We start from the raw sequence: 26,749 nt of genomic DNA, 5'->3' as shown, positions 1-26,749 counted from the left end.
CCATGAAGCTAGATGTTGGGCAATCCATTTCTTGCCAGCGCCTGCTGCAATTCTTCCCCGTGATATATAGCTAATATTTTTGCACTATATTCTGGATCAGTCGCATAACCTGCCCGGTGAAGCTCAGTGACGAAGCGTTCTGGATCCTGGCTATTGGCCAATGCGGTTTCATAACGGCTGTTTCCACGAATTAGAGCCACGTAGTCATTAAAACTATGCTCCACAGAGGAATACCTCCGAAAGGAGGCATTTAATTTAACTGGCGTATCAGCAATGAATTCCGTGGTACTTACTTTAACTGCATTTTCATTTGCGCTGGTCGCTTTTATGTTAAAGAAATTATTGCTGCTGCCATCATTGTCCTTGCTTACAAACTGTCCCCAGCCTGTTTCCAGAGCCGCTTGCGCCAACAAAATTTTAGGGTCTAAACCTAATAAACCAGCCGCCTGCTGCGCATAAGGCCATAATGATTTTACAAATTCATCAATGGTCGTCTCACTGGCCGGGGAGCTGTTTCGTTTGATTGAGTTGAAATCCTCTCTTAATCGCGGTGCGGCACGACTGGTTAACAGGGACTGGTCTATGCCATTAACTGCCAGCTTATCAGGATTTTTACCAGCTTCCGCCGATTTTAATTCCTTGGTAAGCATTGTCGCTAAACCAATACCTTGTCCGTGAGCAAGATTACTGGCATATTGGCCATCTAACATGTCCTGGAAACCGTCTTGTGAATTGGATTTTAGCGGATTGCCGTCTTCTAGAAGATGCTCACCGCCCAATCGCATGCTCTTTAGCATGGATTGCAGGAAAATAGCTTCAAATTGTTTTGCAACCTCGGGCAAAGCTTTTTGACTGTCCGTCTGCGACTGACGTTTTAACTCTTGTAATCCTTTAAAGTCACCAATTGCTATCCCTTCCATAATTCATCCTGACTAAATAGTGATTATTGTTGCATTAAGTGCACCAGCCTGTTCTAAGGCTTCAAGAATTGCGACTAAGTCTCCTGGAGTTGCACCCACTGCATTAATGGCTTTGATAATGTCTTTGAGGGAAGCCCCAGCAAACAGGAAAGTGCGTTTATTCTTCTGTTCGACATTGATTTGGCTATCTGGGACAACAACAGTCCGTCCATTTGCAAATGGATTAGGCTGGCTGATGATCGGATTTTCGCTAATCGTTACGACTAAATTCCCATGAGATACAGCTGCTGGCTTAACAATGACTTTTTGATTGATAACGACTGTCCCAGTTCGGGCGTTAACAATGATTTTTGCAGGGGCATCGGCCGGGATAAATTCAATATTTTCCAATACAGAAACATAATCAACCCGCCGAGCAGAAGATTTTGGTGCCGTGACCTCAATCGAGGCGGCATCGATTGGACGGGCTGTCCCAGGTCCCATTAATTCATTAATGGCATCGCTCATTCGTTTTGCGGTCGTAAAATCTGGACTATGTAAATTGTAGGTTAGTGTTGGGGAAAAATAGAACGGGTTAGGAATATCCACCTCAACAGTTGCTCCATTTGGAACTCGCCCTCCACTGGGCACATTAACTGTAACGCTTGACCCATCAGCTCCGCTAACACCCAATCCAACAACCGTCACATTCCCCTGCGCAATGGCATACACCTTTCCATCAGCACCCTTTAATGGTGTCATTAATAAAGTACCTCCCCGCAGGCTTTTTGAATCACCGATGGAAGACAGATTCACATCCATGGTTTGTCCTTTCTTCATAAAGGTACTCAGATTGGCAGTCACCATAACGGCTGCAATATTTTTGGAATTTAATTTGGTTCCTGGCGGTATATTGACGCCAAGTTGAATCAACATGTTGGCGAACGTTTGCTCAGTAAATCGGGTGCCCGTTCGATCCCCTGTACCATCTAAACCAACAACCAATCCATAACCGACCAATTGGTTGGTACGCACACCTGCTAAAGTGGCGATGTCTTTAATGCGCTCAGCATGGCCCAAGCCAAAAGCAGCTAGTAAACACATGAATAAATACAAATAAGCTTTGCGCATGCAATTGTCCTTTAAGTCCTACCAGCCAAACCGCATCAAACTGGGAAAAACGGTCCCCAAACAAATCGTGCAAACCAGCCCTGAGCATTTGCGTTATTAATTTGTCCAGTTCCACCATAAGCAATTCTCGCATTCGCAATGCGATCAGAAGTGATGCTGTTATCGGGTTTTACATCCTGTGGCCGAATTATCCCCGACAAGCGAACGTACTCACTCCCTTGATTAATATGTATCCATTTTTCACCCTGAACAACCATATTTCCATTCGCCAACACTTTGGCTACTGTAACTGAAATACTGCCTGCCAATTTGTTGTTTTGAACCGATTGCCCTTCTCCCTCGAATTTACGTTGGGCATCGAGATCAAAATCGAAACTGTAACCTCCGCCCAGGGCGATAGGTCGCCCTAAAAACGTCGCATTGACGATTTGATCCGTTTCATTTTTTCGCTGTCGGGTAATGGCTCGTTTCTGAGCGTCAGTTTTTTCAACCAATAATACCGTAACCAAATCCCCAACGTGCCTCGCCCTTGGGGTTTCAAACAGGGGTAAGGCTGTTTCCGCATTATAAATGGCACCATTAATATGCCGACGCTGGGTAGGATCAGGCTCTACCGGGTAAGTGGGTGCATAATCCGGTTGCGTTCCAGGATATGGAGGACCAAATGCTTCACAACCGGTCAATAAACTTACAGTTATTAAAGCAACAAACACATGAAAAATAATCATTCGTAATACTCAATTACACCGTTTGCGTCAAATATTGCAGCATGTTATCTACGGTTTGAATTCCCTTGGCGGTTATTTCATAACTTCGTTGCGCCTGAATCATATTCACCAATTCTTCAACCACATTGACGTTGGAAGCTTCGAGAGATCCCTGCAGGAAAGTTCCTAATCCGGAATTTCCAGGGTTGTCTATTTGGGCAGGCCCACTTGCCACTGTTTCTAAGAACAAATTTTGTCCCATAGGCTGCAATCCCGCTGGATTTATAAAATCCGTGAGCTGGATAGTACCGATTTGAGTAGGTGTATTATTCCCGGCAACCAATGCTGTGACCGTCCCATCCGTACCAATAGTAACGCTGGTCGTCTGTTCAGGGATAGTAATGTTAGGTTGGATCACATAGCCATTGGCCGTAACCAATTGTCCCTGGGAATCAATCTGCAATGTTCCGTCGCGTGTATAGGCCTGTGTGCCATCAGGCAACAACACTTGAATAAAACCTCGCCCTTGAATTGCAAGGTCTAAGGGGTTTTGCGTATTTTGAATGCTGCCCTGGCTAAATATTTTTTGGGTGGTAACCAAGTGAACCCCGGTCCCCATATTAATACCGGTTGGTATTTCGGTATTTTGAGTGGACTGGGCACCTGCCTGGCGCAAATTTTGATAAATCAAATCTTCAAAAACTGCTCTTCCTTTTTTAAATCCAGTGGTATTGACGTTTGCCAAATTGTTAGCGATATTGGCAATGTTCTTATCTTGCGCATCTAGCCCGGTTTTACTTACCCATAATGCTGGTTCCATTGCTATTCCCTTATTCTTTTATGCCCTTAAAAAAACTCACTCCTGCAATAGCTGTGCCAATTTATCAGAATTGTCGTCAACAATTTGCATCAGTTTCATTTGCGCATCAAATTCACGCCCCGTTGCAATTAAGTTTACCATTTGATGAACTGCGTTGACATTACTGCCCTCCAACGCACCTTTAACAACGGTAATTGAAGCGTCCGTTTGGGCAGTGGCACCTTGCTTTAAAGTCATTAGCCCTTCTTCATTTTTGGTTAGATCTCTGGGATTTATTTTTACAAGTTTAAGTCGATCGATCACTGCCAAGCTGTTGGAGTCTCCTTCCATAGGAACAATAGAAATCGTACCATCACTCCCTATTTCAATTCGCTTTGCAGGTGGTATCGAGATTGGACCGCCGTCACCTAATACAGGTTTTTTTCCCGCTGTCACAAGCATGCCGTTCTCGGTTAATTGGAAATCCCCTGCCCTGGTGTAGACCTCCTTACCTTTTGAATCTTGCACGGCAAACCATCCATCGCCTTGTACAGCCACATCAAGATCACGCCCTGTGGTAATCAATTCTCCATCGGTAAAATCCGTAGAATTTTCCTGTTGAGAAACATAGGCTTCTTTTGTTTTTACTGAGCCATTTACATACATGGATTGGGCTTGAAAAATATCTGCTTTAAATCCTGGTGTGTTTGCGTTAGCCAAGTTATTGGTGTTGATGGTTTGTTTGTGAAAATCGGTTTTTGAGCCATGCATTGCATTATAGAGCACTGGTTCCATAACTTTCCCTCAAATGCTGGGGCTCATCGCCCCATCTATTTACATTATCATCGAATATTTATGATGGTTTGCGTCACAGCATCCGCTGTTCGGATGGTTTGTGCATTAGCCTGGAAGTCCCGTTGTGCGCCGATGAGGTTTACCAGTTCGCCAGTGAGATCAACATTGGATTCCTCAAGTGCCCCCGATTGAATTAAACCCAGGCTTGCGGTTCCTGGATTACTTATGATGGCTTGCCCAGATGCTGAAGTTTCTCCCCAACATGTGGTGCCTAAATTTTGCAAGCCGTTGGTGTTTGTAAAATTGGCAAGTTGAACTTGTCCCATTAACCTCGACTGCCCATTACTGTAGCGACCATACAATTTTCCTTGCTCGTCAATATCAAGGTTCGCCAACCGGCCTGTGGTAAAACCATTTTGCAAATTTGACTGCACTGCGAAAGGGCTGCCAAATTGGGTGCTATTGGATAAATCCACATTAAAAGCCAAGGGATCAGCTCCGTTATTCAATGCTAAAGTCAATGGAATTTGGTTGTTTGCCAAAGGGGTATTCGTAGTATCCAGCGCCGTGCTGAAAGAGCCATCACTATTAAAATTTACGCGAAAAAGGTTATCAGTATTATGTGTGCCTACATTCGCTGGTAAGTTTTGATTATCTAGCTGAAATGCAACATACCATTGATTTTGTGTTCCAGGCGGTGAAGACGCATTCGGTGCACCAAGCGCAGCTGAGGCATCGGCTCGGATGAAATACATGGAAAGGACATGTGAATTTCCAAGACTGTCATAAATCGTTGTCGAAGTCACATTGTTGTAGGTATCTGTTGCAGGCGTGGCACCGCCGGTCCAATCTACTGCAGTAGGTGTGCTGTTTGAGTATAAATTCAATCCACTGGTCACTAAATTCGTGGCTTGAGGGTTTATATTAGATGTATTGATTTGCAAGTCACCAGGGATACTACTGATGTTACCATTGTTATCAGCAAGAAGACCCTGTAATTTTTGATTTGAACTGTTAACAATAAAGCCTTGATTATCGAGTCCAAATGCTCCCGCCCTGGTGTACACATTTGAACCTTGGTCATCCAGGATAAAAAAGCCTGATCCGCTTACTGCCAAATCTAGGCTATTATTTGTGAAGGTAAAATTTCCCTGACCAAAGTTTTGTTGAACCTGAGCTAATCTAACACCACTGCCCGTGGCATTACCGCCACTTCCATAAGAACCCGTGGCATAGACGTCTGCAAATTCAGCCCTTGAACTTTTAAAACCAATGGTTGGAGAATTAGCTATATTATTTCCAATTACATCTAAATTTTTAGATGCGGCCTGTATTCCACTGAGAGCTGTTCCAAATACCATGTTGCCTCCTGCAAAATTTTTTTAATGCCTTGCATAACTCTTTGTGAGTAATATTTAACCAGTTATTTCTTTGACATCACTTAAAGAAACAGAGCCAATTCCTGCGACATTTAATTTAACGCCTTCCCCATTTTGGCCTAAACTCACACTATCGACATTAGCAGCCGTCATCGTTTTTAATGCGACTTCTTTTCCTGAGTATACCCCATTTACCTTAACGGTGTATTTTGCTGCCTGCATACGCTCACCTTTGTCATTAAAGCCGTCCCAACTGAATTGGAATTGCCCGGCTCCATGCTGACCTAAAGGGATTTTTCGAATTAGTTCACCGGATTCAGAATAAATAAAGGCATTTAAATTTTCGACACCTTCTGGTAATTCCACAGCAATTTTGGCATCTTCCTCTTTGTTTAGATGGAACGCATTACTGTTAACCAGAACCTTACGCCCAACTAAAGCCGAGGCTTGTAATGCCTGATTGGACTGCAGAGAAGAAGCCAGTTGTTGAATTGATTCTTGCATTTTAGTAATCCCATCATTTGTACTGAATTGCGCCAATTGGGAGAGAAAATCACCATTTGTCTGAGGACTTAAGGGATCCTGGTGTTGAACTTGAGCCACCATGAGCCTCAAAAAATCACTTTGTCCTAAATTTTTATTAGGTCCAGTAACGGGTTGTCCCACTAAAGGATTCGTTGCTCCATTCACCGAATTCATTACCATCACCTCACTCCCCTAATTGTAATGTTCGTTCAATCAAATGCTTTGAAGTATTAAGCACCTCGAGATTCATTTGATAAGCTTTCGAAGCTGAGATGATGTTGGCCACTTCAGCAACGTAATTGATATCGGGGGCATAAACAAAACCATCCGCATCTGCCAAAGGATTATTAGGCTCATATTGTTTGATGGCTTCTGCCTGGCTTTCATAAATATCAGTTACGGCCACACCCGCCTTGACATCATTATCCATCCACTGTTGGGCTTCTTCCTGAATGGTTTTAAACACGGGATATTGTGCTTTGTAGCTGTCCTCTGGCTTGCTGGTTACGACATTAGCATTACTCATGTTGCTGGCACTAGCAGTTAACCTTGTGGTTTCTGCTACAAGAGCCGAACCTGCAATATCAAACACATGATTCAAAGACATAGATTATTCCCCTTTCAAGGCTGTAAGCATGGATTTGATTTTGCCATCCAGGAAAGTTAGGCTGGCTTGGTAACTCACCGCATTACGGGCAAACTCGGTTGCCTCAAGGTTTTTATCCACCGTATTTCCATCCAGTGTCATATGGCTTGGGTTACGGTACTGTAATTTGCTTTGAAAAGAATTTGCGGTCGTGATGTGATTGGGATCGCTGGCTATCATGGTTTGAGAGGAATTTCCTGACATTTCCTGGGCGAGCGTTTGCTTAAAATCGATATCTTTTGCCTTATAATTGGGGGTGTTGACATTGGCCATATTCATTGCCAATTGTGAAGCTCGTTGCTCACGTAGTACCAAGGCTTTTGCGTGTATTCCGAGGTAATTATCTAAATCCAGGGCCATCTATAAACTCCGTTTTATGGTCAGAACGAAAGAAGCAAATCTCATGCCAAAATGCCATTAAGATTTAATAGTTCCTAAGTTGTCTTCCGAAAGAACTGGCAGTAAAATTAATGCACGTTCTCCCTTTCGGCTTTCCAAATGAATACTGCCAAAGAACTGCCCTCTAATGCTATTGAATTAGTAAAAGATTACCTGCTTCAGCTCCAAAATAATATTTGCAAACACCTGGAACTTCTTGATGGCCAAGAACGATTTATTGAAGATCGCTGGACAAGAGAGCTCGGTGGTGGTGGTATCACTCGAGTTTTGTCTTCTGGTGGAATCTTTGAAAAAGCAGGTGTAAATTTTTCCCACGTATCCGGAGAACATTTGCCGGCTTCCGCCAGTGCGCATCGACCTGAGTTGGCCGGTCGAAAATTCAGTGCTCTTGGTGTCTCACTCGTAATTCATCCAAGAAATCCTTTCGTCCCTACCTCTCACGCGAATGTGCGTTTTTTTATTGCTGAAAAAGAAGGAAGTTTACCGATTTGGTGGTTTGGGGGCGGCTTTGACTTAACCCCCTATTATGGTTTTCGCGAAGACTGCAAACATTGGCATCAGACTGCGCTGGCAGCCTGTGAACCATTTGGCACAGAAATTTATCCAAAATTTAAAACCTGGTGTGATGATTATTTTTATTTAAAACACCGTCAAGAAGCTCGAGGAATTGGCGGACTGTTTTTTGATGATTTTAACGAAGATAATTTTGATCATTCTTTTGCTTTAATGAAGAGCATCGGTGATCATTTTATGAAAGCTTATGCACCCATAGTTGAACGCCGCAAAGATTTAACTTATGGTGAAAGAGAAAAAGAATTTCAACTTTATCGAAGAGGGCGATACGTAGAATTTAATTTGGTTTACGATCGAGGTACATTATTTGGTTTGCAATCTGGCGGCAGGACTGAATCGATATTGATGTCTCTTCCGCCGGAAGTTCGTTGGGGCTACAACTGGAGTCCTGAGAAAGGCAGCGAGGAAGAAAAACTCTATAGGGAATTTTTGCCTGCTAGAGATTGGCTGACGGAGTAGAATTTTTGCCTCTAAAGGCCAGCTGCTTCTATGAGTGGATGGCCTTTAAGGTTAAGTCGTGATCTTTGAGATTTATTGCGTATTTCTTTTGGGATTCAAAACTATTTTCTTTGAATACCCGCCAATCCACTTCACAGCAGGAAGAGCCTTTCTTCTCTAAAAAGAAATAACTGTTCCAATCGTCTTTTTTCCGACTGCAAGACAAGGTTCCGGCGTGCAGCACAAGGCAAATTCGGTCATTTTTTTTACGTATTAATCCTACATTTGCATAGTGGAGGTGCCCTGTACAAACGATATCTATCTTGCTGCCTGCAAGAAAACTCACAAATTGTTCTTCATTCTCCAAAGGTTTGTGCAAATCTTCAATTTGATCAAAATTATGATGAAAGAAAAGAATATTGATTGCTTTATTTTGCGTTGCAAAAAAATCATCAATTTTTTGAAGCGTTCCACTCGTGAGTTTACCCTCCTTAACCCTCAATGGATTAACAGAGTTTACCCCTAAAATGGCTAGTTCATCATTAATAAATTCAGAAGGAAAATGTTTTCCCACAAAATGTGAATACCCTTTAAAGGGTTTAAACAATCTATTGAAAATATTATAGAGAGGGACATCATGATTGCCTGGCACAACCAGAATAGGGGTTGAAACACTTAACAGGAACTGTTGTAACGCGATGAACTGCTGAACTTTAGCCCGCTGAGTCAAATCCCCTGATATGATCACAACATCAGGGCTCAGTAATTCCAATTCTTTTTGAAATGCCTCCATGACAAGCGGTAAATGCATGCCAAAATGAAGATCAGAAATATGCATTATTTTCATGATGAAGTCAGGAGCGTTAAAGAGTTAGGTAAACTGCGATAAACCAGAGGCGTATGCATCATTAGAGTATCCCCATCCAGCGAAACATGAATTTCCTCCCTATTTCTAATATTTACCTCCACGGGACCCTTGGATTTCATAATTTCGAAATGATTTTTTCTACGAAATAAATGATGAAATATCTTGCCAACAGTCATTTTGCCACGTTTAAGGAAATAAATACCCAGGGTACTGTGATGAAAATTTTCTCTGGCAACGCTTGCTGGAAACGTATAGGTATAAAGGTTGTTGGATAGCATTAAGAAGGACGTATAAAGCTCGATATTAAACTCAGGAGCTCTTACAGAAATGCGAAAACTTTCATGATAAGAAAATGTTTTGACAATGCTTGGTATGTAACTCAACCATTTATGATAATGTTTGGCATAATGATCCCTTTGTTTTGCCAGCTTTGGATAAAAGCCTATGGAAGAGTTATTTAAAAATACATAATGATTCACTTCAGCCAAGTCAATTTTTATGAATTTAGGATTTTTCAAAGCGGTTATCAACTCTCCAATGGTGAGGGGTAAACCCGCTTCCTTGGCGAAATGGTTCATCGTTCCAAGCGGTAGGACCCCTAATGCTAAGGATTGATTTGCACAAACCTGAGCAGCGGTTCGAATGGTTCCATCACCACCACCGACTAATAATAATTCAAATTGATGAAGGCAATCTTTGATTTTACTTTCCAGTTCACCCGGTTCTAACTTAAAAAAAGTGTACTGAATATTTTCTTCGTCGAATGCTTGAAGATAATTAACAATTTGTTCGGCATTAAGCGCTTTTTTATTCACAACCAAAGCAATTTTTTTCAATTACTATCCTTGTTAGCTAAAGCTCCTTCATTCTAAACAGTGTCATCCATAAACCAAGTGCCACAAACACATTTAGAATAGCGAGAATTAAAAAAACCATTGGGATACTCATATTTAAATATAGCAATAGCATAACCAATCCAGAACCAATAAGCATAAATAAAGCATTAAAAATATTGTTGGTAGCGATTGTTCGCGCTCTCATGTTTTCCTGACTGGCTACCTGGATGTAGGTGTATAAGGGTACGATGAACAAACCAGCACTAAAAGAAAAGAAGAAAAAGTCAGTAGTAATTCTGACATTATTCCAGTTCGATAAAAAAGTCAGCAATGGGCTTAATGTTTGAATCGTATGGCTTTGTGGTGAAGCCAAATATAAATCGAAAGCAAAAAAAGAAAGAAATAACATACAAATAGGAACATATCTTAAGGTTATTTTACCCGCTAATAAATGCCCGATGGCAATTGAACCTAAGGCAATACCAATTGAAAATAAGGCGAGAAAAAAGGCAAAAACCGAGGCCTGAGCCATCAAAATATAATGCGTATAATCAGGCAGTTTGGTGAGCATCACAGCCCCTATCAGCCAAAACCAAGAAATGGTCATAATCACTGGCAAAATACGATAATTATGCAGAGAACCTCTTAACATATTGTTCGTTGCCCGCCACAAACGCCAATCAATCTTAAAATCGCTTTTTTTAGGCAACGCTTTGGGGATAAACAAACTGGAAACCAGGCCTAAGACTGCGATTGCATTGGTTAAAGCAACGGCGTAGCCAACATGAGGATGGCTACTGCCAATGCTTAATGTTCCCAAAGTAGTTCCAAGAAGAATGGCTAAAAAAGTCGAAGCCTCAATTAAGGAAGTGGCCCCAAGTAACTCTCCACGCAAAAGATGATCAGGTAGAATGGCATATTTGATGGGTCCAAAAAAAGTTGAATGAACTCCCATTCCTGTGAGGGTGATTAGCATTAAAACAATGCTCTCATTGTATAAAGCAAAACCACCAACTATCATTAATCCCATCTCGAAAATTTTTATGCCGATTGTCAGCCGTGCTTTATCAAATTTATCAGCCAATTGCCCGGCGGTAGCTGAAAACAGGAAAAAAGGGACAATAAATAATGCCCCGGCGATGGCTTGGTAGTACTGAGACTGTTCCAGATTGTTACTGACATGGTAGCTGATTAGAGTCAGCATCGCCAATTTAAAGGCATTATCATTAAAAGCACCAAAAAACTGCGTTAAAAAAAGAGGTAGAAATCTTCTGGCTCTTAATAAATAACTTTCAGGGAATCCCATTTAAACTCCACTCACTCTGGGATTTCATTTTACCTTTAAGCATAGATACTTCAACAGCCCTTAGGAATAAAAGGACACTGATAGGCATGAGTACGCACATTAAACTCAATTATTCCCTGTGGATATTTGGGATCAGGGACAACTTGCCCAATGCAATTCAGATATAATTTCTGATCATCCCCAAGGATTACAAACTTATCCTGATTAAAATTGTCTGGTAAATTGACTAGGCTTTTTACATCAATGGCTGAGGAAGCAATTTCTGTTTTTCCTTCAGAAAGATAGTTAATGAATAAATTGATTTTTTTGTCGTTTTTAACAGTAAGCTCAAGAGCTTCGTCATGATGATCCTGGCAATTCCAGAATATTTTATATTCGACAGCTGAAGCCAGATTGCTCAACATTAATAGGCTTAATCCTGCAAACCACAATTTCATAATCCATTCTCCCTTTATCCACTATTTGCACCCAGTGATATTCCTCTCACCGAAACATTAGGAATTAACTTCTTCTTTCATAGCGCGCTTGCTTAATGAGGCGATAATTCTTTCCAGACTGTGTTGATGCGGATCCATCTGATGAACTAAGGCTTCTGTCCTTTTCTCGCAATAATCTTTAACTTCGCGGTCAGGCAATATATAGAAAGTTTTTCTGTCTACTTCTTGCATAATGTGATGGGCTATGTCTTCTGGGGGGCGGCTACGCGCCACCAAATCAGCCACCATACTATGAAGTTTGTCAGTGTGTAGAGGCATGGAATTATTTAACAGTTGGGTATTGGCGAAGGAGGGGCAGACGACTGATACATCGACCGTTTTTCCCAAACGCTTAAGATCAAAATACAACGATTCAGACAGCGCTACGATAGCATGCTTTGACATGGCATAAGCCGACATTAAAGAACCGCTGCAAAGACCATACACACTGGCCATATTGATGATGTGCGAACGTCTTTCTTGCTTAAACATAAAGGGTAGAAAGGCTTGTACACCATGAATTACCCCATATAAATTAACATCAAGAACCTTACGAATGTGCTCATGGGTTAATTCCCAAATGGGAGCCAGATGTCCACTGATACCCGCGTTATTAAACAGGTAATCAATGCGATGAAAATGTTCATAGGTCTGCTTGGCAAGGTGCCTTAGACTTTCAGCTTTTGTAACATCGCAGACTACCCCTAAGACTTCTGCCTGGGATTGATTGCTCAGTTGCTCTACCTTATCGCATAGGGCAGTTACCGCACTATCAGCCATAACCACATGGAAGCCGCGATTTAGACAAATTTGTGCTAAAGCAAGGCCAATCCCGCTTGCTGCTCCAGTGATTACTGCAACTCTTTGATCAGACTCCATTCCAATCTCCTCAGGAAGTGATGTAGTAATTTGTAATCTCGCATGAATGATCAAACTCTGTAAAATAGAAAGATATGGCTCAAATTTAAACAGAGCAACGAATGGCGTGGATAATACGAGTGTTGTAGCTCTTGGTCAAGAATATTAATTGCAACAGACACACACCCTTTTTACCGGATATTCATTCTGACTATTGTCTGAATTGAAGCAGCAAAAGGTGCATCCATCATTGTGCATGATTACCTAACTTTCTTGAAACTAGTCTTTAAACTAAACAATTCCAAAAGCTAATGCATGACATCCCGTGCAATAGCCCAGACACAAAAGTCAGGATTAACCTGACTTTTTGCTGAATAGTATGCTGTCGAGCTTAACGTGCTTCATCCGAAACCACAATGACATCTTGAGCCTTATAACCTTTCGGACCTTTGTCTAATACAAAAGTCACTGCATCGTTTTCATGCAAGGTTTTAAAACCTACCCCCTGGATATCTTTGTAATGAACAAAAATATCATCCCCTTGTTCGTTGATGATAAATCCAAATCCTTTTTTTTCATTGAACCACTTAACATGGCCGCTTTCTCTTTGTGACATTCACTATCCCCTTGATCTAAACATTCGCTTGGTGGCGAATCAACAGTCGGTCAGTATCCTTAATTCTTATTGCAGGCAATAATAAGACCAATATTACATCTTAAAGTATTTAAAATACTTATAGGTTAGCACCAGGCCAACTTAATTAGAATAGCAGTTTTTTATTGATTGTTAATGACTTTTTTTTGAAATAAGGAAATCCCTAGTTAGTTAATGCCTTTATAGAGAAAAATTAGGTAAAATGCTTGCTGCCGCAACCACCCAGTAACAGGTTCCCATGGATACTTTTAAAGAATCATTCATTCGATTAGCTCTGGATTGCCAAGTGTTAAAATTTGGCGAATTCACTTTAAAGTCGGGGCGCACAAGCCCATATTTTTTTAATGCAGGCCTTTTTTATGATGGTGAGGCTCTAAGGAAGCTGGGGCAATTTTATGCCAAAACCCTCTTAACCGAGCAAATCCAGTTTGATCATCTCTTTGGCCCGGCTTATAAAGGCTTACCACTCGCCACCGCAACTGCAATCGCCTTAGCTGAATTGGGAGTAAACGTAACTGTGACTTTCAATCGCAAGGAAATCAAAGATCATGGTGAAGGTGGACAATTAATTGGCGCCCCTTTGCAGGGTAAAACCATCATTGTGGATGATGTGATCACCGCAGGTACAGCATTTCGTGAATCTCAAACTCTGATTAAACAATATGGTGGCCAATTAAGTGCTGTGATTATCGCCTTGGATCGCTGTGAGAAAGGATTGCATGAACAATCCACTCTAGCGGAAATCCAGGCACAAGGCATTGAGGTTTATTCAATTATAAATTTGTTTGATTTAATAGACTTTTTGAGCCTTGAAGGCCGTGAAAAAGAGGTTGAACGATTATTAGAGTACCAGCAGCAATATGGATGTAACAATAAAGGTGGGTAAATCCCACCTTTATTTATGAATTGCAATCATCAATAGGCTGCAATATCAATGGTCTTCATCTTGTAATTCATTTTCTTACCGTGCCTTGAAAGAGTCACAGTAATAGGCTCCCCAACTTTCATATCGACCAAGATATTGTAAAACATATCGTAATTTTTAACGGGATGCCCATTAATAGCCAAAATGACATCTCCTAGGCGGATTCGACCGAAGCTGTCTCTTAAAGTACCTCTTAGTCCGGCTTGAGCTGCTGGGGTGTTAGCCAAAACATCTGCGACCAATAAGCCCTTCTTAATGCCTAGCTGTTTGGCGATGCGAGGTTCCACCACTTGAACACCAATACCTGCAAGAACTACCCTGCCATTTTTGATAAGCTGAGGAACAATCCGCGCGATATCATCGGCAGGAACTGCAAAGCCAACGCCGGCAGATGACCCAGAATTTGAGTAAATGGCGGTGTTCATACCAATTAGCCTTCCTTTGCTATCCAGCAAGGGACCACCTGAGTTTCCAGGATTGATTGAGGTATCGGTTTGAATCATGTCACGAATGGTAACACCTCCAACTCCAGGAACTTGTCGACCCAGTGCAGAAATGACACCAACCGTCAAACTATGATCCAGACCAAAGGGATTGCCAATGGCAATGGTTTTTTGGCCCACTAACAGATCATTGGTTCTAGCCAGAATGAATGGAGTGAAATTTTTTAACATCTCCAACGCTTTCGGAGACGTGATAGCCAGCACAGCAATGTCTTTGCGTGGCTCAGCCCCTACTACTTTTGCTGGCACTGTTAATTTACCAATGCTCACTCTTAAATTATCTGCCCCGTGAATAACATGATAGTTGGTCACAATATGGCCCTCAGCATCCCAAATGATACCCGAACCTGCACCAGCGGCTACCTGAGTGCGCTCATAGGAATGATTCAGTACGGTTGCCAAGCGATGTACATAAACCACTTTAGGTGAGAAATTTTGAAAAATTTCCACGGTATTACGTTCATTTGGCAAAAGCTCGTCTAACGTAGTACTATGCAGGGGGACTGCAAGGAAACTGCTTAGAATTAGCAAAATTAAGCGAAACCTTTTAATCATCATCAACTCCATAAATTACACACCAGTTAGCCAAGTCTTCACTCTGGCGCAATATAATTATTCATCACGGGCTTAAAAGGTTAAATCGGAATTGACCTTGCCGGTTACATTCCACAAGAATCAAGTACTCCTTCCCTTTTGCAAAACGAACTTCATGTCGTTTCGGCGAAGCCACAACAGCTTATTAATTATTTTTTGGCAATTATGCCCTATTTTCGCCCAATTAGACAAATAAAATACATTTAGCCAGAGGTTTTGTTGCTTTGCAGATAAGAACAAAATGAAATTTTTCAAGTTCTTAGAAAGGGCTATCGCCTAAGAAAAATATTCATCGCAGTCCTTATTCGACCCTTCTGCAATGAATGGTTGTATGTGGTCATTTGATCGATAAGCCTGATACTAATTCCGCACGCATTCACGGAATTAGTAAGGAAGGTTTTTAATGGAGTTTTACCAGAACAATAACTTAGTTATTCAGAGACCATTCTGGGTGTAGTTGCGTTTTAGGCTCTTGTTGAGGCACATCGGCAGCTGAATCTGTTTTTTTGCTGTCGTTGATGTCTCCTTCTGCACCAGAAACTTCGCCTCTATTTCCAATCTCACCCTTAGCCTTATCTTCACTAATATTGGTTGAGGGTTTGAAGTACTGCATCAGCATCGTTATGGGAGCCATAATAAACGCTTTAAAGGTTTCTGTACTGGCGTCGATGCTTTTAGTGGCAATGTTTTCGCTATTTTGATTATGCCGCAAATAGATTTTCTCCAGCATGCCTGAATGGCGTTCATAGATGACGTCCAAATGGCTGTTCCGCTTTTTTTCCTGCTCAAGAAGATAATCTTTTAACTCAGAGTGAGTATCCCACAGGCTATCACGCCGTTTTTGCAATTGCTCCAATTCCTTTTGGTAGAATTGCAATTCGATATCGATTTCATTCTTAAGCTTGTCGCAAATAGACTTTCTCTCAAGCGATTGTTCTCCATTTACGATAGCCGTCGACTCTTTAATTGCTGTCTCAGCATAACGCTGAACTAAATCCGTTTTTTTCTTTAAGATGTCTTCGATTTTCTGATCAAGATACTGAATTGCATCTTTATTCGAACCTAAAACCTGATAATGGGAATCAAATCGCTTGGGGCTTATCATTTCCTTACGCAAATTTTCCAATTCAAACACTTCCTGGCTTAGTGCCCGCTGTTGAGCTTTGTCATTTAAATCTTTATCGCGACTTAATAATAATTGCCTGATAAAAGCGGACAAAAGAGCAACAACGCCAAATGCAGTCGCACAAATGATCGCTATAGTTATTGCTTCCATAGCAAATTCTCCTTAGTGCAAATGAATCAATTGAGTATGAATGTCAATGGCAAAATACGAACTAAATGCCTGATAAGAATCCACCTCTGGCCATTCTTCTCGGTTATTGCACATTCTCATCATTTCCGCTTCAAAAATGGGTTGATAATAGTGCTGAAGAAAAGGTTTGATTTGATTTAATTTACTAAAATTTTTTACCACTACCGTGGCATTTTCAGCCAGATGGGATAAATTAACCTGCTCAAGAACGCTGATTAAATCACTTTGATCATCCACTGCAGATTTCATCCATTTCAGCAATATGGAACGTGGTCTGACCCGCAGTAACTGCTTACCGTCCTCCATAGAAGGTTCCATCAGTACAATTTGCGAATGAAGTTCAAATTTAAAACAACATAGGAAATCTAAAAAACTGCCTTCGATTTCATTCCTGGCATCATCTCCTAACCAGCGAGAGATTTCATGGCGGAACATAGTAGTAAAATGACGTTCTATCTCGTTTAATGTTTCTTCGTCATTTTTTTGCTTTTCAATGACATAAGCAGTATTATCGGTTTGCAACAAGCGTAATTCCGGTAATTCGATTTCTGGCAATTGAGAAGCAAGGAATGATAAGAAAACAGGTGTGGGCTTTAAAATAATAATTTCCCATCGACTTGGTTGCATGACGCTCTCCTTGATTTTATCGACTCATCCTGAGTACAACTAAAAAGCAAAATCAACGTCTTTTTTCCCAAACTTTTCTTAAGGGAAGACTATCAGGTTAACTTAAAATTAGAAAAATGACAAGAAAAAACCTTTTTTTATTTTAATGTAAACAGTCTTTTCAAACTTGTAAAATTAAGCAAATTTTGTGCAATTCAATACAAATCAGACTCTAGCTGACTTGACAACCCCATTGTTATCGCTACCATAGCCTGGCCATTTTTTCTTTCTTCTGAATATGAACTTTATAAAAAAATCCGTTATTGGGCTTTCTCTTTTCCTGGTTACAATCACCTTCATCCTCTGGGCACTGGCCAAATCCATTAAACCAGAGATCATTAAGGATTATGTCAGTTCCCAGCTAAGCGCCCTTACCCATCAGCAAAGTACAATTCAAGGGGATATTTCCTGGCAAATTTTCCCAAGGCCTGCCGTCAAAATTACAGGGGTTCAGATTGGCCAACTCCAGGGAGAAACACCCTACTCCATTATGTTAGATAATTTATTGTTTAACCTAAAAATAACTCCGCTACTTCGCGGCAAATTGGTTTTTAGTGAACTGAATGTAAACGGTTTTGAGGTGGATATTAACCCCGAGGCACAAAGGCCCTCAGAGAGCAATAAACAACCTGCCGCGTCTAAACAGACATCTGATAACAACATTGCAGAAAAATTTGCCATTGCCCGCGTACTCTTGAGCCATGGCCAGATTAGATGGAAATCACAACAAAAAACCTTATCCCTTACCAATCTGCAGATTGGAGCGGAGCAATTTAATCTAAACAAACTCTCCTTCCCTCTTCAATTTAAAACGTTACTTACTCTCAATATTGGGGAAAATGCAGTTGCGAGAGCCCAAATAAATTTTAAAGGAAATACCTCTCTATCCAGTACTTTATTCAGCAAACCGTTATTAACTATTGAAAATAGTCCTTTATATGGTCAACTGACTATTCAAGACGTCAAAGTTCAGCAATTAAAAATTAATAAAATTGGTGCTCATGTAAAAACAAAAAATGGCGTTTTGCAGCTTAACCCCTTAACTTTGTCCCTTTATAACGGGGAATCTGTTGGTGATCTCGCCTATGAATATGCTAGTAAAAAATTGACAATCAACCAAATGGCTACCAATCTTAATGGCAATAGGCTCAGCTTTGATCTTCTGCAAAAAAAACTACTGAAAGGCAGTCTTGATTTTTCACTTCACACCCAAGCCAATCTGCAAAATCCCCACTGGTTAGAAACAGCAATGGGTAATGGAAATTTAAGTATTAAGGATGGCGAGATGGAATCCATTAATCTTAATAAGGTAATTGATGAGACCAGCCGCAAAATTAATCAGCTAATCAATGGTAAAAAAGATGAAGTCAAAGACGTTTTACAACTTAGCCAATTTGATGATCCTGCTTTCTTTAGGGGCAATACCAACTTTAAACTCTTAACCATTCAGTATTCTTTAGAGAATGCAGTATTAGCCAGTAATTCTCTGGTACTGCAGACGGATCGCTTGCAATTAAAAGGGGATGGGGCTTTAAACCTGAAAGACAATAGCCTCAACAGCCATTTATTGGCAACTGTCAGCCTGAATGATCCCGAAGTGGATAAAATTCAACAAATCCTCGGAGGAAATTTTCCATTGATGGTTAAGGGCAGCTTGACTGAACCCCTGGTCCTTCCCGATTTATCTATCATTAATCCAATTTTAACTCGATATTGGTTAAAGGAAGCGCTCGTTAAACCCGTTAAGGAAATTCATAAGCAGATCAAAACATTACTAAGCAATGAAGATTCATGATTTAAATTCAAAAGCATTCGAGGCTTTGCAACAGGAATTTAGTGGGCCTTTATTGCGGTGGTTTGATAGCCATGGCCGCAAGGATCTGCCCTGGCAAAATCCTCGCACTCCTTATCAGGTCTGGGTTTCTGAAATCATGCTTCAGCAAACACAGGTAAAAACGGTAATTCCTTACTTCCACCGCTTTATGCAGCGTTTTCCAAGCCTTTGGCATTTAGCCCAAGCCCCTGAGGATGAGGTGTTATCGCTCTGGTCAGGTCTTGGCTATTACAGCCGAGCCAGAAATTTAATCAAAACTGCAAAAATAATATGCGATGAACATCAAGGTGTCTTTCCAAATGATGTTAATCTCCTTATTGGTTTACCGGGTATTGGTGCTTCCACTGCTGCAGCAATAGCGTCTCAAGCATTTGGCTTACCAACGGCAATCCTGGATGGCAATGTAAAGCGCATTCTTTGTCGTTATTTCATGGTTAATGGCTTCCCAGAACAAAGTTCTGTCAAAAAACAACTCTGGGAGTTGGCAAACCAATGCATGCCATTGAGTCGCTGCGCAGACTATACACAAGCTATTATGGATTTAGGTGCTACCTGTTGCACTCCCAAAAACCCTGGTTGTAATCTTTGTCCGCTAAGCCCGAGCTGCCTGGCTCATTTAAAGGGAACGGTTGCAAGTTATCCCTTTAAAAAAGTCAAAAAAACAAAACCTGTTGAGGTTCGCCACTTTTTACTCCTGTACAATGAGGATGGAAAAATATATTTAGAGAAAAGACCTCCTGCGGGGCTATGGGGAGGACTTTGGTGTATGCCTATGATGGAACAGGGGCTAGCACCCGAAGCCTATTTGTTGCAGCACTATGATCTGAAAAGCATACAGCTGGAAGAAGTAGTAAGATTAAAGCATTCTTTCAGTCATTTTCATTTGCATATTACCGCATTGGCAGTCTTGGTCAGCCCCTCTGGCAATGCAGTTCATGAAAACAATGGGAACTGGTTTCATCTGAATCAAATTAACCAGCTTGGGCTTGCTAAGCCCACAATGTCCATCATTAAGTGTTTTGAAGAGAAACAACGGATCGTGAGCGAATGATTGTCATCACCATTAGAATGACTGCAGCCAGCAAAAGCAAGACAATTTCAGCATTATACAATTGCGCCAGAGGAATGTCTTTCCAACGCGCCAATACATAGTAAAACACTACAATGACCACTCCAGACAGGCTATTAAATAAAGATTGCACCCTTCCTTGATACTTTAAATCCGTTAATTCTTGCGCCAAAGTGGTGAGTAAGGCCCAGGAAGAAAATGAAAAGCCAATAAAAAAATGATAAAAAATGGCCAACTCGGTGCTTTGCGTATGGCTAAACAGATAAAATGAAACAATCCCAATAATAACCTGTGCGAAAACCACCCGCCACAAGGTAAAGACAGTTGCCAGCCAAGGACTTAAAAAACCTCCCACAATAATGCCCGCCGATAACATTGATTCTAACCAACCAAATTGACTAACGTCACTGTGCAGCACAGATTTTGCAAAGGGCGCCAGCAAGACAGGGGCGGTCATGTAGCAAATAAAAAACAAACCCTGAACCAAATAGATAAATAACACCGGGACTCGGCTAACAATGTAGCGCCCGCCTGCGACGAATTGCTGGAAAAATGACTCTTGCAATGGATTGATGCTGTGTTTAGCTTCGTGCCTGATCAGCAAAATAAATAGAGTAGCGAATAAATAACAGGCTCCATTTATCAAAAAGCACATGGCAAATGAAGTGCTGGCCAGAATAAACCCTGCACAACCCATCCCAAGTACAGCCCCGATTTCATAGGCAGTGTCCAACATGGCATTCGCGTAAAGTAAATCTTCCTCAGTGGATACTATTTCACGTACAAATGCCATGGCAACAGGTATATAAGAAGCCAGCAATGTACCAATAATGGCTGCCAAGGTGTAAATAGCAAAGGCAGAGGCATAATTTTTTGAAGTAAGTACAGCAAAGGCAAACAGGCAAAGCGCCCTTAGCAACACCGTAATGGTGAGTAATTTCTTACGATTGCATCGATCAGCAAGGACTCCAAGAAAAGGACCAAGCACTACGTTGGGCAACCAGAAACAAGCCATAAGGATTGCCGTAGAAACCACTGAGGCGTCATATTGCATGAGAGCCCATACCATGACGATATAGGTTAATCCATTGCCGAACATTGCCAGTATGCAACTTAAAAGAAAGTTTCTAAAAGCCGCATTTTTAAAAAGATGACGTTGTTTTTTAAACATAATAATCGTCTGCATTGAAGTTTTTAATCGCCCTGAGGGCTTAATTTTGAAGATGTTTAAACAAGGCAGATTGAATTGGCACAGGAGAGGACGTCCAACTTGCTGTTTCTCTCCCTTTTAAAACCCTGTTTGCAGCAGCAAGTGACATATCCTACCACAACATTAACAATTTGCAAAGTTTTTGAACATATTACCTTATTGTGTTCGCCAATAAATCCAGTATTATCAGGTCTTGATTTTTGTGAGAATGGTTATGATTATTTTATTGATGCTAGTTAGCCTTATTGCCTTATTATGGGCTGCAAACAATTTGGTTACCGGGGCTTCTGGTATTGCGGCTCATTATCGTCTTTCTCCATTACTTGTGGGATTTACTTTAGTGGCTCTAGGCACTTCAGCGCCTGAAATTATGATTGCCATTACCGCTTCCATCGAGGGAGCACCGGATATCACAATAGGCGATGCAATAGGTACTAACATCGCCAACATAGGTCTGGTATTAGGATTGACCGCACTGATTAAACCGCTTCGTGTGCAGTCAACCCTGTTGCGGCGTGAGTATCCTTTGCTGTTTTTGGTCATGCTTTTTTCTTACTCGCTGATGCTAGACGGATACCTTGGGGTGCTAGACGGTTGCTTGCTGCTATTAATGTGCCTTGGATTACTTGGTTATTTTATTTTTTTAACCAGACAGCAACGACCCCAACGACAACAAACTCTTGCCTTTCAACACGCGGTGCTGGCCAAACGCTCGCTTAAAATACACGTCATCCATTTGCTTATTGGCTTAATTGTATTACCCATTAGTGCCCGTTACCTGGTCAATAGCTCGATTACTTTAGGTCACATGCTAGGAGTTAGTGATTTGATTATGGGATTAACCATTCTTTCCATAGGCACTTGCTTACCTGAATTAATGACTTCCGTTGTTGCTGTGCTAAAAGATGCCGATGACATTGCCATTGGTAATATTTTAGGCGCGAACATGTTTAATCTTTTGGCAGTGATCATATTTCCTAGCATTATTCATCCCGCTGTAATCAGCACAACTTTGTTATGGCGTGATATTCCAGTGATGTTCATAACCACCTTTGTGTTATTGTGGATAAACTATCGTAATAAACAAAAAATGGCTCGTTGGCACGGAGGGATACTGGTCCTTATTTACATTTGCTACATGTGTTCTTTAATTATTAATGCAGCAATGAAGTAGATTCAACTCTTAGATAAGGCATTGTTAAGGTCTTAACTGCTATCTCCGGTAAATTTTCCTTTAATAATATTTTTTATTTGAAAACCTTAATTCCCAAGATCATCTATACTTCATAAATCAACAGCCGAGGATTTCACATGTTATATCGAATTTTTATTAGCTACATCCGGTTCAAGTTGCTTAAACTTGTTTTAGATGCGGTTCGCAAGAGCAAACTGGCTAAAACCGGGAACGGCAAAGGGGGAGCTTTTCTCACTTATTTACTTGAATTAGGGCTGACCTACTTCCTGGAATCAAGATCACGGCGAAGGGCTAAATAATTCTTTTAAATGAAAGGGACTGTGTTAATCAGCCCCTTTCATCTCTTTGGGTGCATCATTGCTTCGCACTTCAAGCCAAAGAGCATTAAGAACAGCAAAAGTGCATGCCAATCCAGTACCCAATATCCAAGAAAAATACCACATCTCTCATTCTCCTAATAAAATACCTTATCATTTTCGACAATACTGTTCACCGTAACCTTTCCCCGCAAAACACGGTAGACCCAGGATGTGTACAAAATAACCAGCGGTAAAAAGACAATGGTTGCGATTAACATAATTAATAAAGTTAATTCACTTGATGAACTATCCCATACAGTTAAACTCTGATTAGGATTGCTGGATGAGGGTAAAATAAAGGGAAACATGCTCACCCCAACCGTAGCAATAATCCCAAAAATACTCAGCGAGCTGGAGAGGAATGCAAGCAAGGGTTTTCTGTCCAGGAACATCGCTAAGAAAGAGCAGATTATGCCAATCGCAGGCATGAGCAGGGTTGCAGGCATTTTTTGATAATTGCCCAACCAGGCACCGGATTCGCGTATCACTTGCTTATACAATGGATTTGATGGACCATCATAAGCAGGAATAGAGAGTAAACTGTAGCCATCTACGGCACTATAAATCCAAAAACCCCCTATGCCAAAGAGGCATATGGTTAATAAACTCGCAGCACGTCCCGCTTTGACTGCCCTTTGTTGCAAATGCCCTTCCGTTTTAATATTGATAAAATAAGCTCCCTGCATAGCCAACATCGCTACTGATAAAACACCACAGAGCAGTGCAAATGGATTGAGTAACGCTAAAAATGTACCGCTGTAGAATGAACGCAGGCTTGGATCAAATTGAAAAGGCACACCTTGCAACACATTGCCAATGGCAACGCCAAAAATCAAAGCGGGAATGAACCCTCCAATAAATAAGGCGCTATCCCAAGATCGCCGCCATTTCGGATGGTTCAATTTAGAACGGTATTTGAACCCTACAGGCCGCAAAATAAAAGCCAGGAGCACCAGCAACATGGCTAAATAAAATGCAGAGAAAGAAAGCGCATAGAGCATGGGCCATGCGGCAAAAATTGCACCTCCGCCTAAAATGAACCAGACTTGATTGCCTTCCCAGGTTGGTCCAATGCAATTGATTAATATTCGCTTTTCCATGTCGGTTCTGGCAACAAACGGTAGCCAAATTGCAATGCCCAAATCAAAACCATCCATGATTGCAAATCCAATTAATAACAAGCCCAGCAAAATCCACCAAATAAGGCGTAGTGTTTCATAATCCAAAGACATATTCATTTCTCCTAATGGCTTGCTTGTTCAGGACCTAAGCGAATGTATTTCACCATCAAATACAGCTCAATAATGGCCAAGGTGCTGTAAAAACTTATAAAAAAGATGAGTGAGGTGATAAGCTGCGATGAGCTTACAGAGGAAGTTGCAACCGCGGTCGGCAAAATTCCCTGAACCACCCAAGGTTGGCGGCCATACTCAGCAACCACCCAACCCAGTTCGGCAGCTACCCAGGGAAGTGGAAGTGCTAACCAGGCAATGACTAGATACCAGCGAGTGCTGTGCAATTTTCTTTTGATCGATAAATAAAACCCCATTGCAAACAGGAAGATAAAAAAGAACCCACACGCCACCATGATTCGAAATGAAAAGAACATCGGTGTTACATGAGGAGCTAAGTCATGAGCAGCTTTATCCACCTGTTCCTCACTGGCATCGGAAACGGATTCACGGTATTTTTTTAGCAGCAAACCATAGCCTAAGGATTTCCCATACTTTTGAAACTCCGTCTTGGCTTGCTCATCCCCTGGATTAATTTGCAGTTGGGTTAAAGCCTTATAGGCGCGCATACCTTCATGAATGTGTTGCTTCCCTTGTTCTATCAGTTCAGAAATTCCTTCAAGCGGTTCATTTAAAGAGCGTGTAGCAATTAATCCCAATACATAAGGAATTTCAACTGCATATTTGGTGTTCTGATTCTGTTCATCAGGTATACCAATTAAAGTCAAACTGGCTGGTGCTTTTTCTGTGTGCCACATAGCCTCCATCGCAGCCATTTTCATTTTTTGATTGCTATTTGCCAAATAACCACTCTCATCACCCAGGACCACCACCGAAAGAGCCGATGCCAACCCAAAGGAAACAGCAACTGTCATTGAACGTTTGGCGAAAGGGATATTGCGCCCCCGCAATAAAAAATAGGCGCTTACGGATAATACAAATACCGCACCGGTAACATAACCCGCACTAATCGTATGCACGAATTTAGCTTGAGCAACCGGGTTAAAGAAGATGTCAAAGAAATGATTCACTTCCATGCGCATGGTCTTAAAATTAAACTCCGCCCCTACTGGATTTTGCATCCAACCGTTAGCAATCAAAATCCATAAGGCTGAAAGATTCGTGCCCAAGGCCAACAACCAAGTGCAAACCATATGTTGGAACCTGGTTAGGCGATCCCAACCAAAGAAAAACAAACCAACGAAAGTGGCTTCGAGGAAAAAAGCCATTAAGCCTTCGATGGCCAAAGGGGCTCCAAAAACATCGCCTACGTAATGTGAGTAGTACGCCCAGTTGGTTCCAAACTGAAACTCCATGGTTAATCCCGTGGCCACCCCCATAACGAAGTTAATCCCAAATAATAATCCCCAATATTTAACCAGCTGACGCCATATTTCTTTTCCAGTCATGACGTAGATGGTTTCCATTATTGCAAGAAGCAAAGAAAGTCCCAGCGTCAGCGGCACGAATAAAAAATGATAGAGGGCCGTCAGCGCAAACTGTAGGCGAGAAAGATCAACCACATCACTGCCAGGAATCATAGAATCACCTTGTACTCGTTTTTGTTAATTGTGAATGCACACCACCCCGTGCAAGAAACAGGTCCTGTGGGCTAATTTTATGTTTTGGACCGCTGAAACAAACCCACCACAGGAGGAATAAAAATAACAATTTAAAAAATAAAGTTACTTGGATATCACGAGCGATCGCTTTCATGATTGCTAAAAGAAAAGATTGATTGATTGAAGATTAACCTATATTTGGCTAAAATAACTTGATCCAGATCAAGTTTGATTTTTAAGGTAGCGGTAGTTTGACTCTTTGGCCTTCCTCACATAGCTATAACCCATGCCAGGCATGCACTTTAGTCTCTTTCTGCCAGAATCCGCCTTCTTCATCTCTTAATAAAACCAGGATTTATCAAGCGGGAGAGGTGTTGGTCAAAGCGAACTCAGCTTTGGACCATATTAAAATTATCAGGCAAGGCGCCGCCAAAGCACAGCAATTTTTAGCCACCGGAAAAGAGCAAATCATTCATTTTTACTTGCCGGGCGAACCGATTGGATTTGATGCAATTCCCAACAAAATGCACCCGCATGCAGTATGCGCCCTGGTCGAAACCACAACTTGTGAACTTTCTTTGCAACATTTGCTTGATTTCACTTGCAGCTCTGCAACTTTACAAGCAAAACTGCTTGAGGTTACGCAAAAATTTCCAAGCTTGTCTTTCAATTACTATTATTCCGCTTCGATTCCCGCGGCACAACGGCTTGGCAGTTTTTTCATCCATTTAGCCAATCGCATTAAACAATGCAATATCCCCTACCCTTATACTTTGCCCATGAAGCAACAAGATATTGCTAATTTTTTAGGGATTACAGCAGAAACCACCAGCCGATTACTAGCCCTCTTTCAAAAAGAGCAATTAATAAAAATGATAAATAAAAATATCAGCTTCATTGATGTAGAAGCCTTAAAGTTTAAAACTGTGGCCTAAAAACCGCCTCTGAAACAAGCCGTATGAACTTTATTTTTCAAATTCACTTAATTGTCCCTT

Annotated in this window: 30 protein-coding genes; 7 read left to right on the top strand and 23 right to left on the bottom strand. The window is 41.3% G+C overall.

Features of this window, described 5'->3' with window-relative positions:
* Window positions 1-8: 8 nt before the first annotated feature.
* Genes flgJ through flgB form a run of 9 tightly spaced genes read right to left on the bottom strand, consistent with a single transcriptional unit; the run spans window position 9 to window position 7,241 of the window.
* Window positions 9-920 (bottom strand): flagellar assembly peptidoglycan hydrolase FlgJ, encoded by a 912-nt coding sequence (gene flgJ / locus EL203_RS05470; RefSeq protein ID WP_058470132.1) that lies wholly within the window; start codon window positions 918-920, stop codon window positions 9-11.
* Window positions 921-932: 12 nt separating this feature from the next.
* A complete protein-coding gene (locus tag EL203_RS05465) occupies window positions 933-2,030 on the bottom strand; it encodes a flagellar basal body P-ring protein FlgI (RefSeq protein ID WP_058470133.1) in 1,098 nt (365 codons plus the stop codon).
* 35 nt (window positions 2,031-2,065) lie between these two features.
* Window positions 2,066-2,758 carry a flagellar basal body L-ring protein FlgH gene (locus EL203_RS05460; RefSeq protein ID WP_058470134.1) on the bottom strand — a complete coding sequence of 231 codons (693 nt, stop codon included), beginning with the start codon at window positions 2,756-2,758 and terminating at the stop codon, window positions 2,066-2,068.
* A 13-nt stretch (window positions 2,759-2,771) separates the two neighbouring features.
* The gene (flgG, locus tag EL203_RS05455) at window positions 2,772-3,557 is read right to left on the bottom strand and encodes a flagellar basal-body rod protein FlgG (RefSeq protein ID WP_058470135.1); all 786 of its coding nucleotides are present in this window, start codon (window positions 3,555-3,557) and stop codon (window positions 2,772-2,774) included.
* Between the two features lie 36 nt (window positions 3,558-3,593).
* Entirely contained in the window at window positions 3,594-4,331 is a 738-nt protein-coding gene (flgF, locus tag EL203_RS05450) for a flagellar basal-body rod protein FlgF (protein ID WP_058470136.1), read from the bottom strand.
* Window positions 4,332-4,378: 47 nt separating this feature from the next.
* Window positions 4,379-5,692, bottom strand: coding sequence for a flagellar hook protein FlgE (flgE, locus tag EL203_RS05445; protein ID WP_058470137.1), 1,314 nt, complete (start codon window positions 5,690-5,692; stop codon window positions 4,379-4,381).
* Window positions 5,693-5,746: 54 nt separating this feature from the next.
* Window positions 5,747-6,415 (bottom strand): flagellar hook assembly protein FlgD, encoded by a 669-nt coding sequence (locus EL203_RS05440; RefSeq protein WP_058470138.1) that lies wholly within the window; start codon window positions 6,413-6,415, stop codon window positions 5,747-5,749.
* 4 nt (window positions 6,416-6,419) lie between these two features.
* A complete protein-coding gene (gene flgC, locus EL203_RS05435) occupies window positions 6,420-6,842 on the bottom strand; it encodes a flagellar basal body rod protein FlgC (protein ID WP_058470139.1) in 423 nt (140 codons plus the stop codon).
* Between the two features lie 3 nt (window positions 6,843-6,845).
* Window positions 6,846-7,241, bottom strand: a complete 396-nt coding sequence (gene flgB, locus EL203_RS05430; protein ID WP_058470140.1) for a flagellar basal body rod protein FlgB — start codon at window positions 7,239-7,241, stop codon at window positions 6,846-6,848.
* 138 nt (window positions 7,242-7,379) lie between these two features.
* Here flgB and hemF point away from each other — a divergent pair, with 138 nt between their 5' ends.
* Window positions 7,380-8,312: an oxygen-dependent coproporphyrinogen oxidase gene (hemF, locus tag EL203_RS05425; protein ID WP_058470141.1), complete on the top strand. Its 933-nt coding sequence runs from the start codon at window positions 7,380-7,382 to the stop codon at window positions 8,310-8,312.
* A 28-nt stretch (window positions 8,313-8,340) separates the two neighbouring features.
* Here hemF and EL203_RS05420 read toward each other — a convergent pair whose 3' ends face one another.
* The 6 genes from EL203_RS05420 to EL203_RS05395 all read right to left on the bottom strand — a co-directional run bounded on the left by EL203_RS05420 (window position 8,341) and on the right by EL203_RS05395 (window position 13,251).
* Window positions 8,341-9,129 carry a metallophosphoesterase family protein gene (locus EL203_RS05420; RefSeq protein WP_058470142.1) on the bottom strand — a complete coding sequence of 263 codons (789 nt, stop codon included), beginning with the start codon at window positions 9,127-9,129 and terminating at the stop codon, window positions 8,341-8,343.
* A 5-nt stretch (window positions 9,130-9,134) separates the two neighbouring features.
* A complete protein-coding gene (locus EL203_RS05415; RefSeq protein ID WP_058470143.1) occupies window positions 9,135-9,995 on the bottom strand; it encodes a diacylglycerol/lipid kinase family protein in 861 nt (286 codons plus the stop codon).
* Between the two features lie 16 nt (window positions 9,996-10,011).
* Entirely contained in the window at window positions 10,012-11,301 is a 1,290-nt protein-coding gene (locus tag EL203_RS05410; protein WP_058470144.1) for an MFS transporter, read from the bottom strand.
* A gap of 50 nt (window positions 11,302-11,351) precedes the next feature.
* On the bottom strand, window positions 11,352-11,738 hold the full coding sequence (locus tag EL203_RS05405) for a hypothetical protein (protein WP_058470145.1): 387 nt from the start codon (window positions 11,736-11,738) through the stop codon (window positions 11,352-11,354).
* Window positions 11,739-11,795: 57 nt separating this feature from the next.
* On the bottom strand, window positions 11,796-12,656 hold the full coding sequence (locus EL203_RS05400; RefSeq protein ID WP_058470146.1) for an SDR family NAD(P)-dependent oxidoreductase: 861 nt from the start codon (window positions 12,654-12,656) through the stop codon (window positions 11,796-11,798).
* A gap of 370 nt (window positions 12,657-13,026) precedes the next feature.
* Window positions 13,027-13,251, bottom strand: a complete 225-nt coding sequence (locus tag EL203_RS05395) for a cold-shock protein (RefSeq protein ID WP_058470147.1) — start codon at window positions 13,249-13,251, stop codon at window positions 13,027-13,029.
* A 277-nt stretch (window positions 13,252-13,528) separates the two neighbouring features.
* Between EL203_RS05395 and pyrE the strand changes: the two genes are divergently transcribed.
* Window positions 13,529-14,176, top strand: coding sequence for an orotate phosphoribosyltransferase (gene pyrE / locus EL203_RS05390; RefSeq protein ID WP_058470148.1), 648 nt, complete (start codon window positions 13,529-13,531; stop codon window positions 14,174-14,176).
* A 29-nt stretch (window positions 14,177-14,205) separates the two neighbouring features.
* On the opposite strand, the gene EL203_RS05385 is transcribed toward pyrE, so the two are convergent.
* The 3 genes from EL203_RS05385 to EL203_RS05375 form a co-directional block, all read right to left on the bottom strand.
* The gene (locus tag EL203_RS05385) at window positions 14,206-15,285 is read right to left on the bottom strand and encodes a S1C family serine protease (protein ID WP_122224897.1); all 1,080 of its coding nucleotides are present in this window, start codon (window positions 15,283-15,285) and stop codon (window positions 14,206-14,208) included.
* A 454-nt stretch (window positions 15,286-15,739) separates the two neighbouring features.
* On the bottom strand, window positions 15,740-16,588 hold the full coding sequence (locus tag EL203_RS05380; RefSeq protein WP_058470150.1) for a hypothetical protein: 849 nt from the start codon (window positions 16,586-16,588) through the stop codon (window positions 15,740-15,742).
* Between the two features lie 12 nt (window positions 16,589-16,600).
* Window positions 16,601-17,254, bottom strand: a complete 654-nt coding sequence (locus EL203_RS05375) for a hypothetical protein (RefSeq protein ID WP_058470151.1) — start codon at window positions 17,252-17,254, stop codon at window positions 16,601-16,603.
* Between the two features lie 277 nt (window positions 17,255-17,531).
* On the opposite strand from EL203_RS05375, the gene EL203_RS05370 reads away from it, so the two are divergent.
* Together EL203_RS05370 and mutY are read left to right on the top strand one after the other, a co-directional pair.
* Window positions 17,532-19,088, top strand: a complete 1,557-nt coding sequence (locus EL203_RS05370) for an AsmA family protein (RefSeq protein WP_058470152.1) — start codon at window positions 17,532-17,534, stop codon at window positions 19,086-19,088.
* Complete coding sequence (gene mutY / locus EL203_RS05365) at window positions 19,075-20,178, top strand: A/G-specific adenine glycosylase (protein WP_058470153.1); 1,104 nt, start codon at window positions 19,075-19,077, stop codon at window positions 20,176-20,178. The genes EL203_RS05370 and mutY overlap by 14 nt, the downstream gene beginning before the upstream one ends.
* Here the strand turns inward: mutY and EL203_RS05360 are convergent.
* Complete coding sequence (locus EL203_RS05360) at window positions 20,138-21,367, bottom strand: MFS transporter (protein ID WP_058470154.1); 1,230 nt, start codon at window positions 21,365-21,367, stop codon at window positions 20,138-20,140. The genes mutY and EL203_RS05360 overlap by 41 nt on opposite strands.
* Window positions 21,368-21,620: 253 nt before the next feature.
* Here EL203_RS05360 and EL203_RS05355 point away from each other — a divergent pair, with 253 nt between their 5' ends.
* Both EL203_RS05355 and EL203_RS05350 read left to right on the top strand, forming a co-directional pair.
* Window positions 21,621-22,580, top strand: a complete 960-nt coding sequence (locus EL203_RS05355) for a calcium/sodium antiporter (protein ID WP_058470155.1) — start codon at window positions 21,621-21,623, stop codon at window positions 22,578-22,580.
* Between the two features lie 137 nt (window positions 22,581-22,717).
* Window positions 22,718-22,900 carry a hypothetical protein gene (locus tag EL203_RS05350; RefSeq protein WP_058470156.1) on the top strand — a complete coding sequence of 61 codons (183 nt, stop codon included), beginning with the start codon at window positions 22,718-22,720 and terminating at the stop codon, window positions 22,898-22,900.
* Between the two features lie 24 nt (window positions 22,901-22,924).
* Here the strand turns inward: EL203_RS05350 and cydX are convergent, their stop codons facing one another.
* The 4 genes from cydX to cydP are packed head-to-tail and all read right to left on the bottom strand — an operon-like array spanning window position 22,925 to window position 25,908.
* On the bottom strand, window positions 22,925-23,044 hold the full coding sequence (gene cydX / locus EL203_RS05345) for a cytochrome bd-I oxidase subunit CydX (RefSeq protein WP_064108327.1): 120 nt from the start codon (window positions 23,042-23,044) through the stop codon (window positions 22,925-22,927).
* A gap of 11 nt (window positions 23,045-23,055) precedes the next feature.
* Window positions 23,056-24,192 carry a cytochrome d ubiquinol oxidase subunit II gene (gene cydB / locus EL203_RS05340; RefSeq protein WP_058470157.1) on the bottom strand — a complete coding sequence of 379 codons (1,137 nt, stop codon included), beginning with the start codon at window positions 24,190-24,192 and terminating at the stop codon, window positions 23,056-23,058.
* Window positions 24,193-24,203: 11 nt separating this feature from the next.
* Window positions 24,204-25,733, bottom strand: coding sequence for a cytochrome ubiquinol oxidase subunit I (locus tag EL203_RS05335; RefSeq protein ID WP_058470158.1), 1,530 nt, complete (start codon window positions 25,731-25,733; stop codon window positions 24,204-24,206).
* Window positions 25,734-25,737: 4 nt separating this feature from the next.
* Window positions 25,738-25,908: a cytochrome oxidase putative small subunit CydP gene (cydP, locus tag EL203_RS14760; RefSeq protein ID WP_375232613.1), complete on the bottom strand. Its 171-nt coding sequence runs from the start codon at window positions 25,906-25,908 to the stop codon at window positions 25,738-25,740.
* Window positions 25,909-26,005: 97 nt separating this feature from the next.
* Here cydP and EL203_RS05330 point away from each other — a divergent pair, with 97 nt between their 5' ends.
* On the top strand, window positions 26,006-26,689 hold the full coding sequence (locus EL203_RS05330) for a Crp/Fnr family transcriptional regulator (RefSeq protein ID WP_082647131.1): 684 nt from the start codon (window positions 26,006-26,008) through the stop codon (window positions 26,687-26,689).
* Window positions 26,690-26,749 lie beyond the last annotated feature (60 nt).

Origin of the sequence: Legionella jordanis (assembly GCF_900637635.1) — a bacterium.
Lineage (GTDB): Bacteria > Pseudomonadota > Gammaproteobacteria > Legionellales > Legionellaceae > Tatlockia > Tatlockia jordanis.
This window is presented reverse-complemented; position numbering and strand designations above follow the sequence as displayed.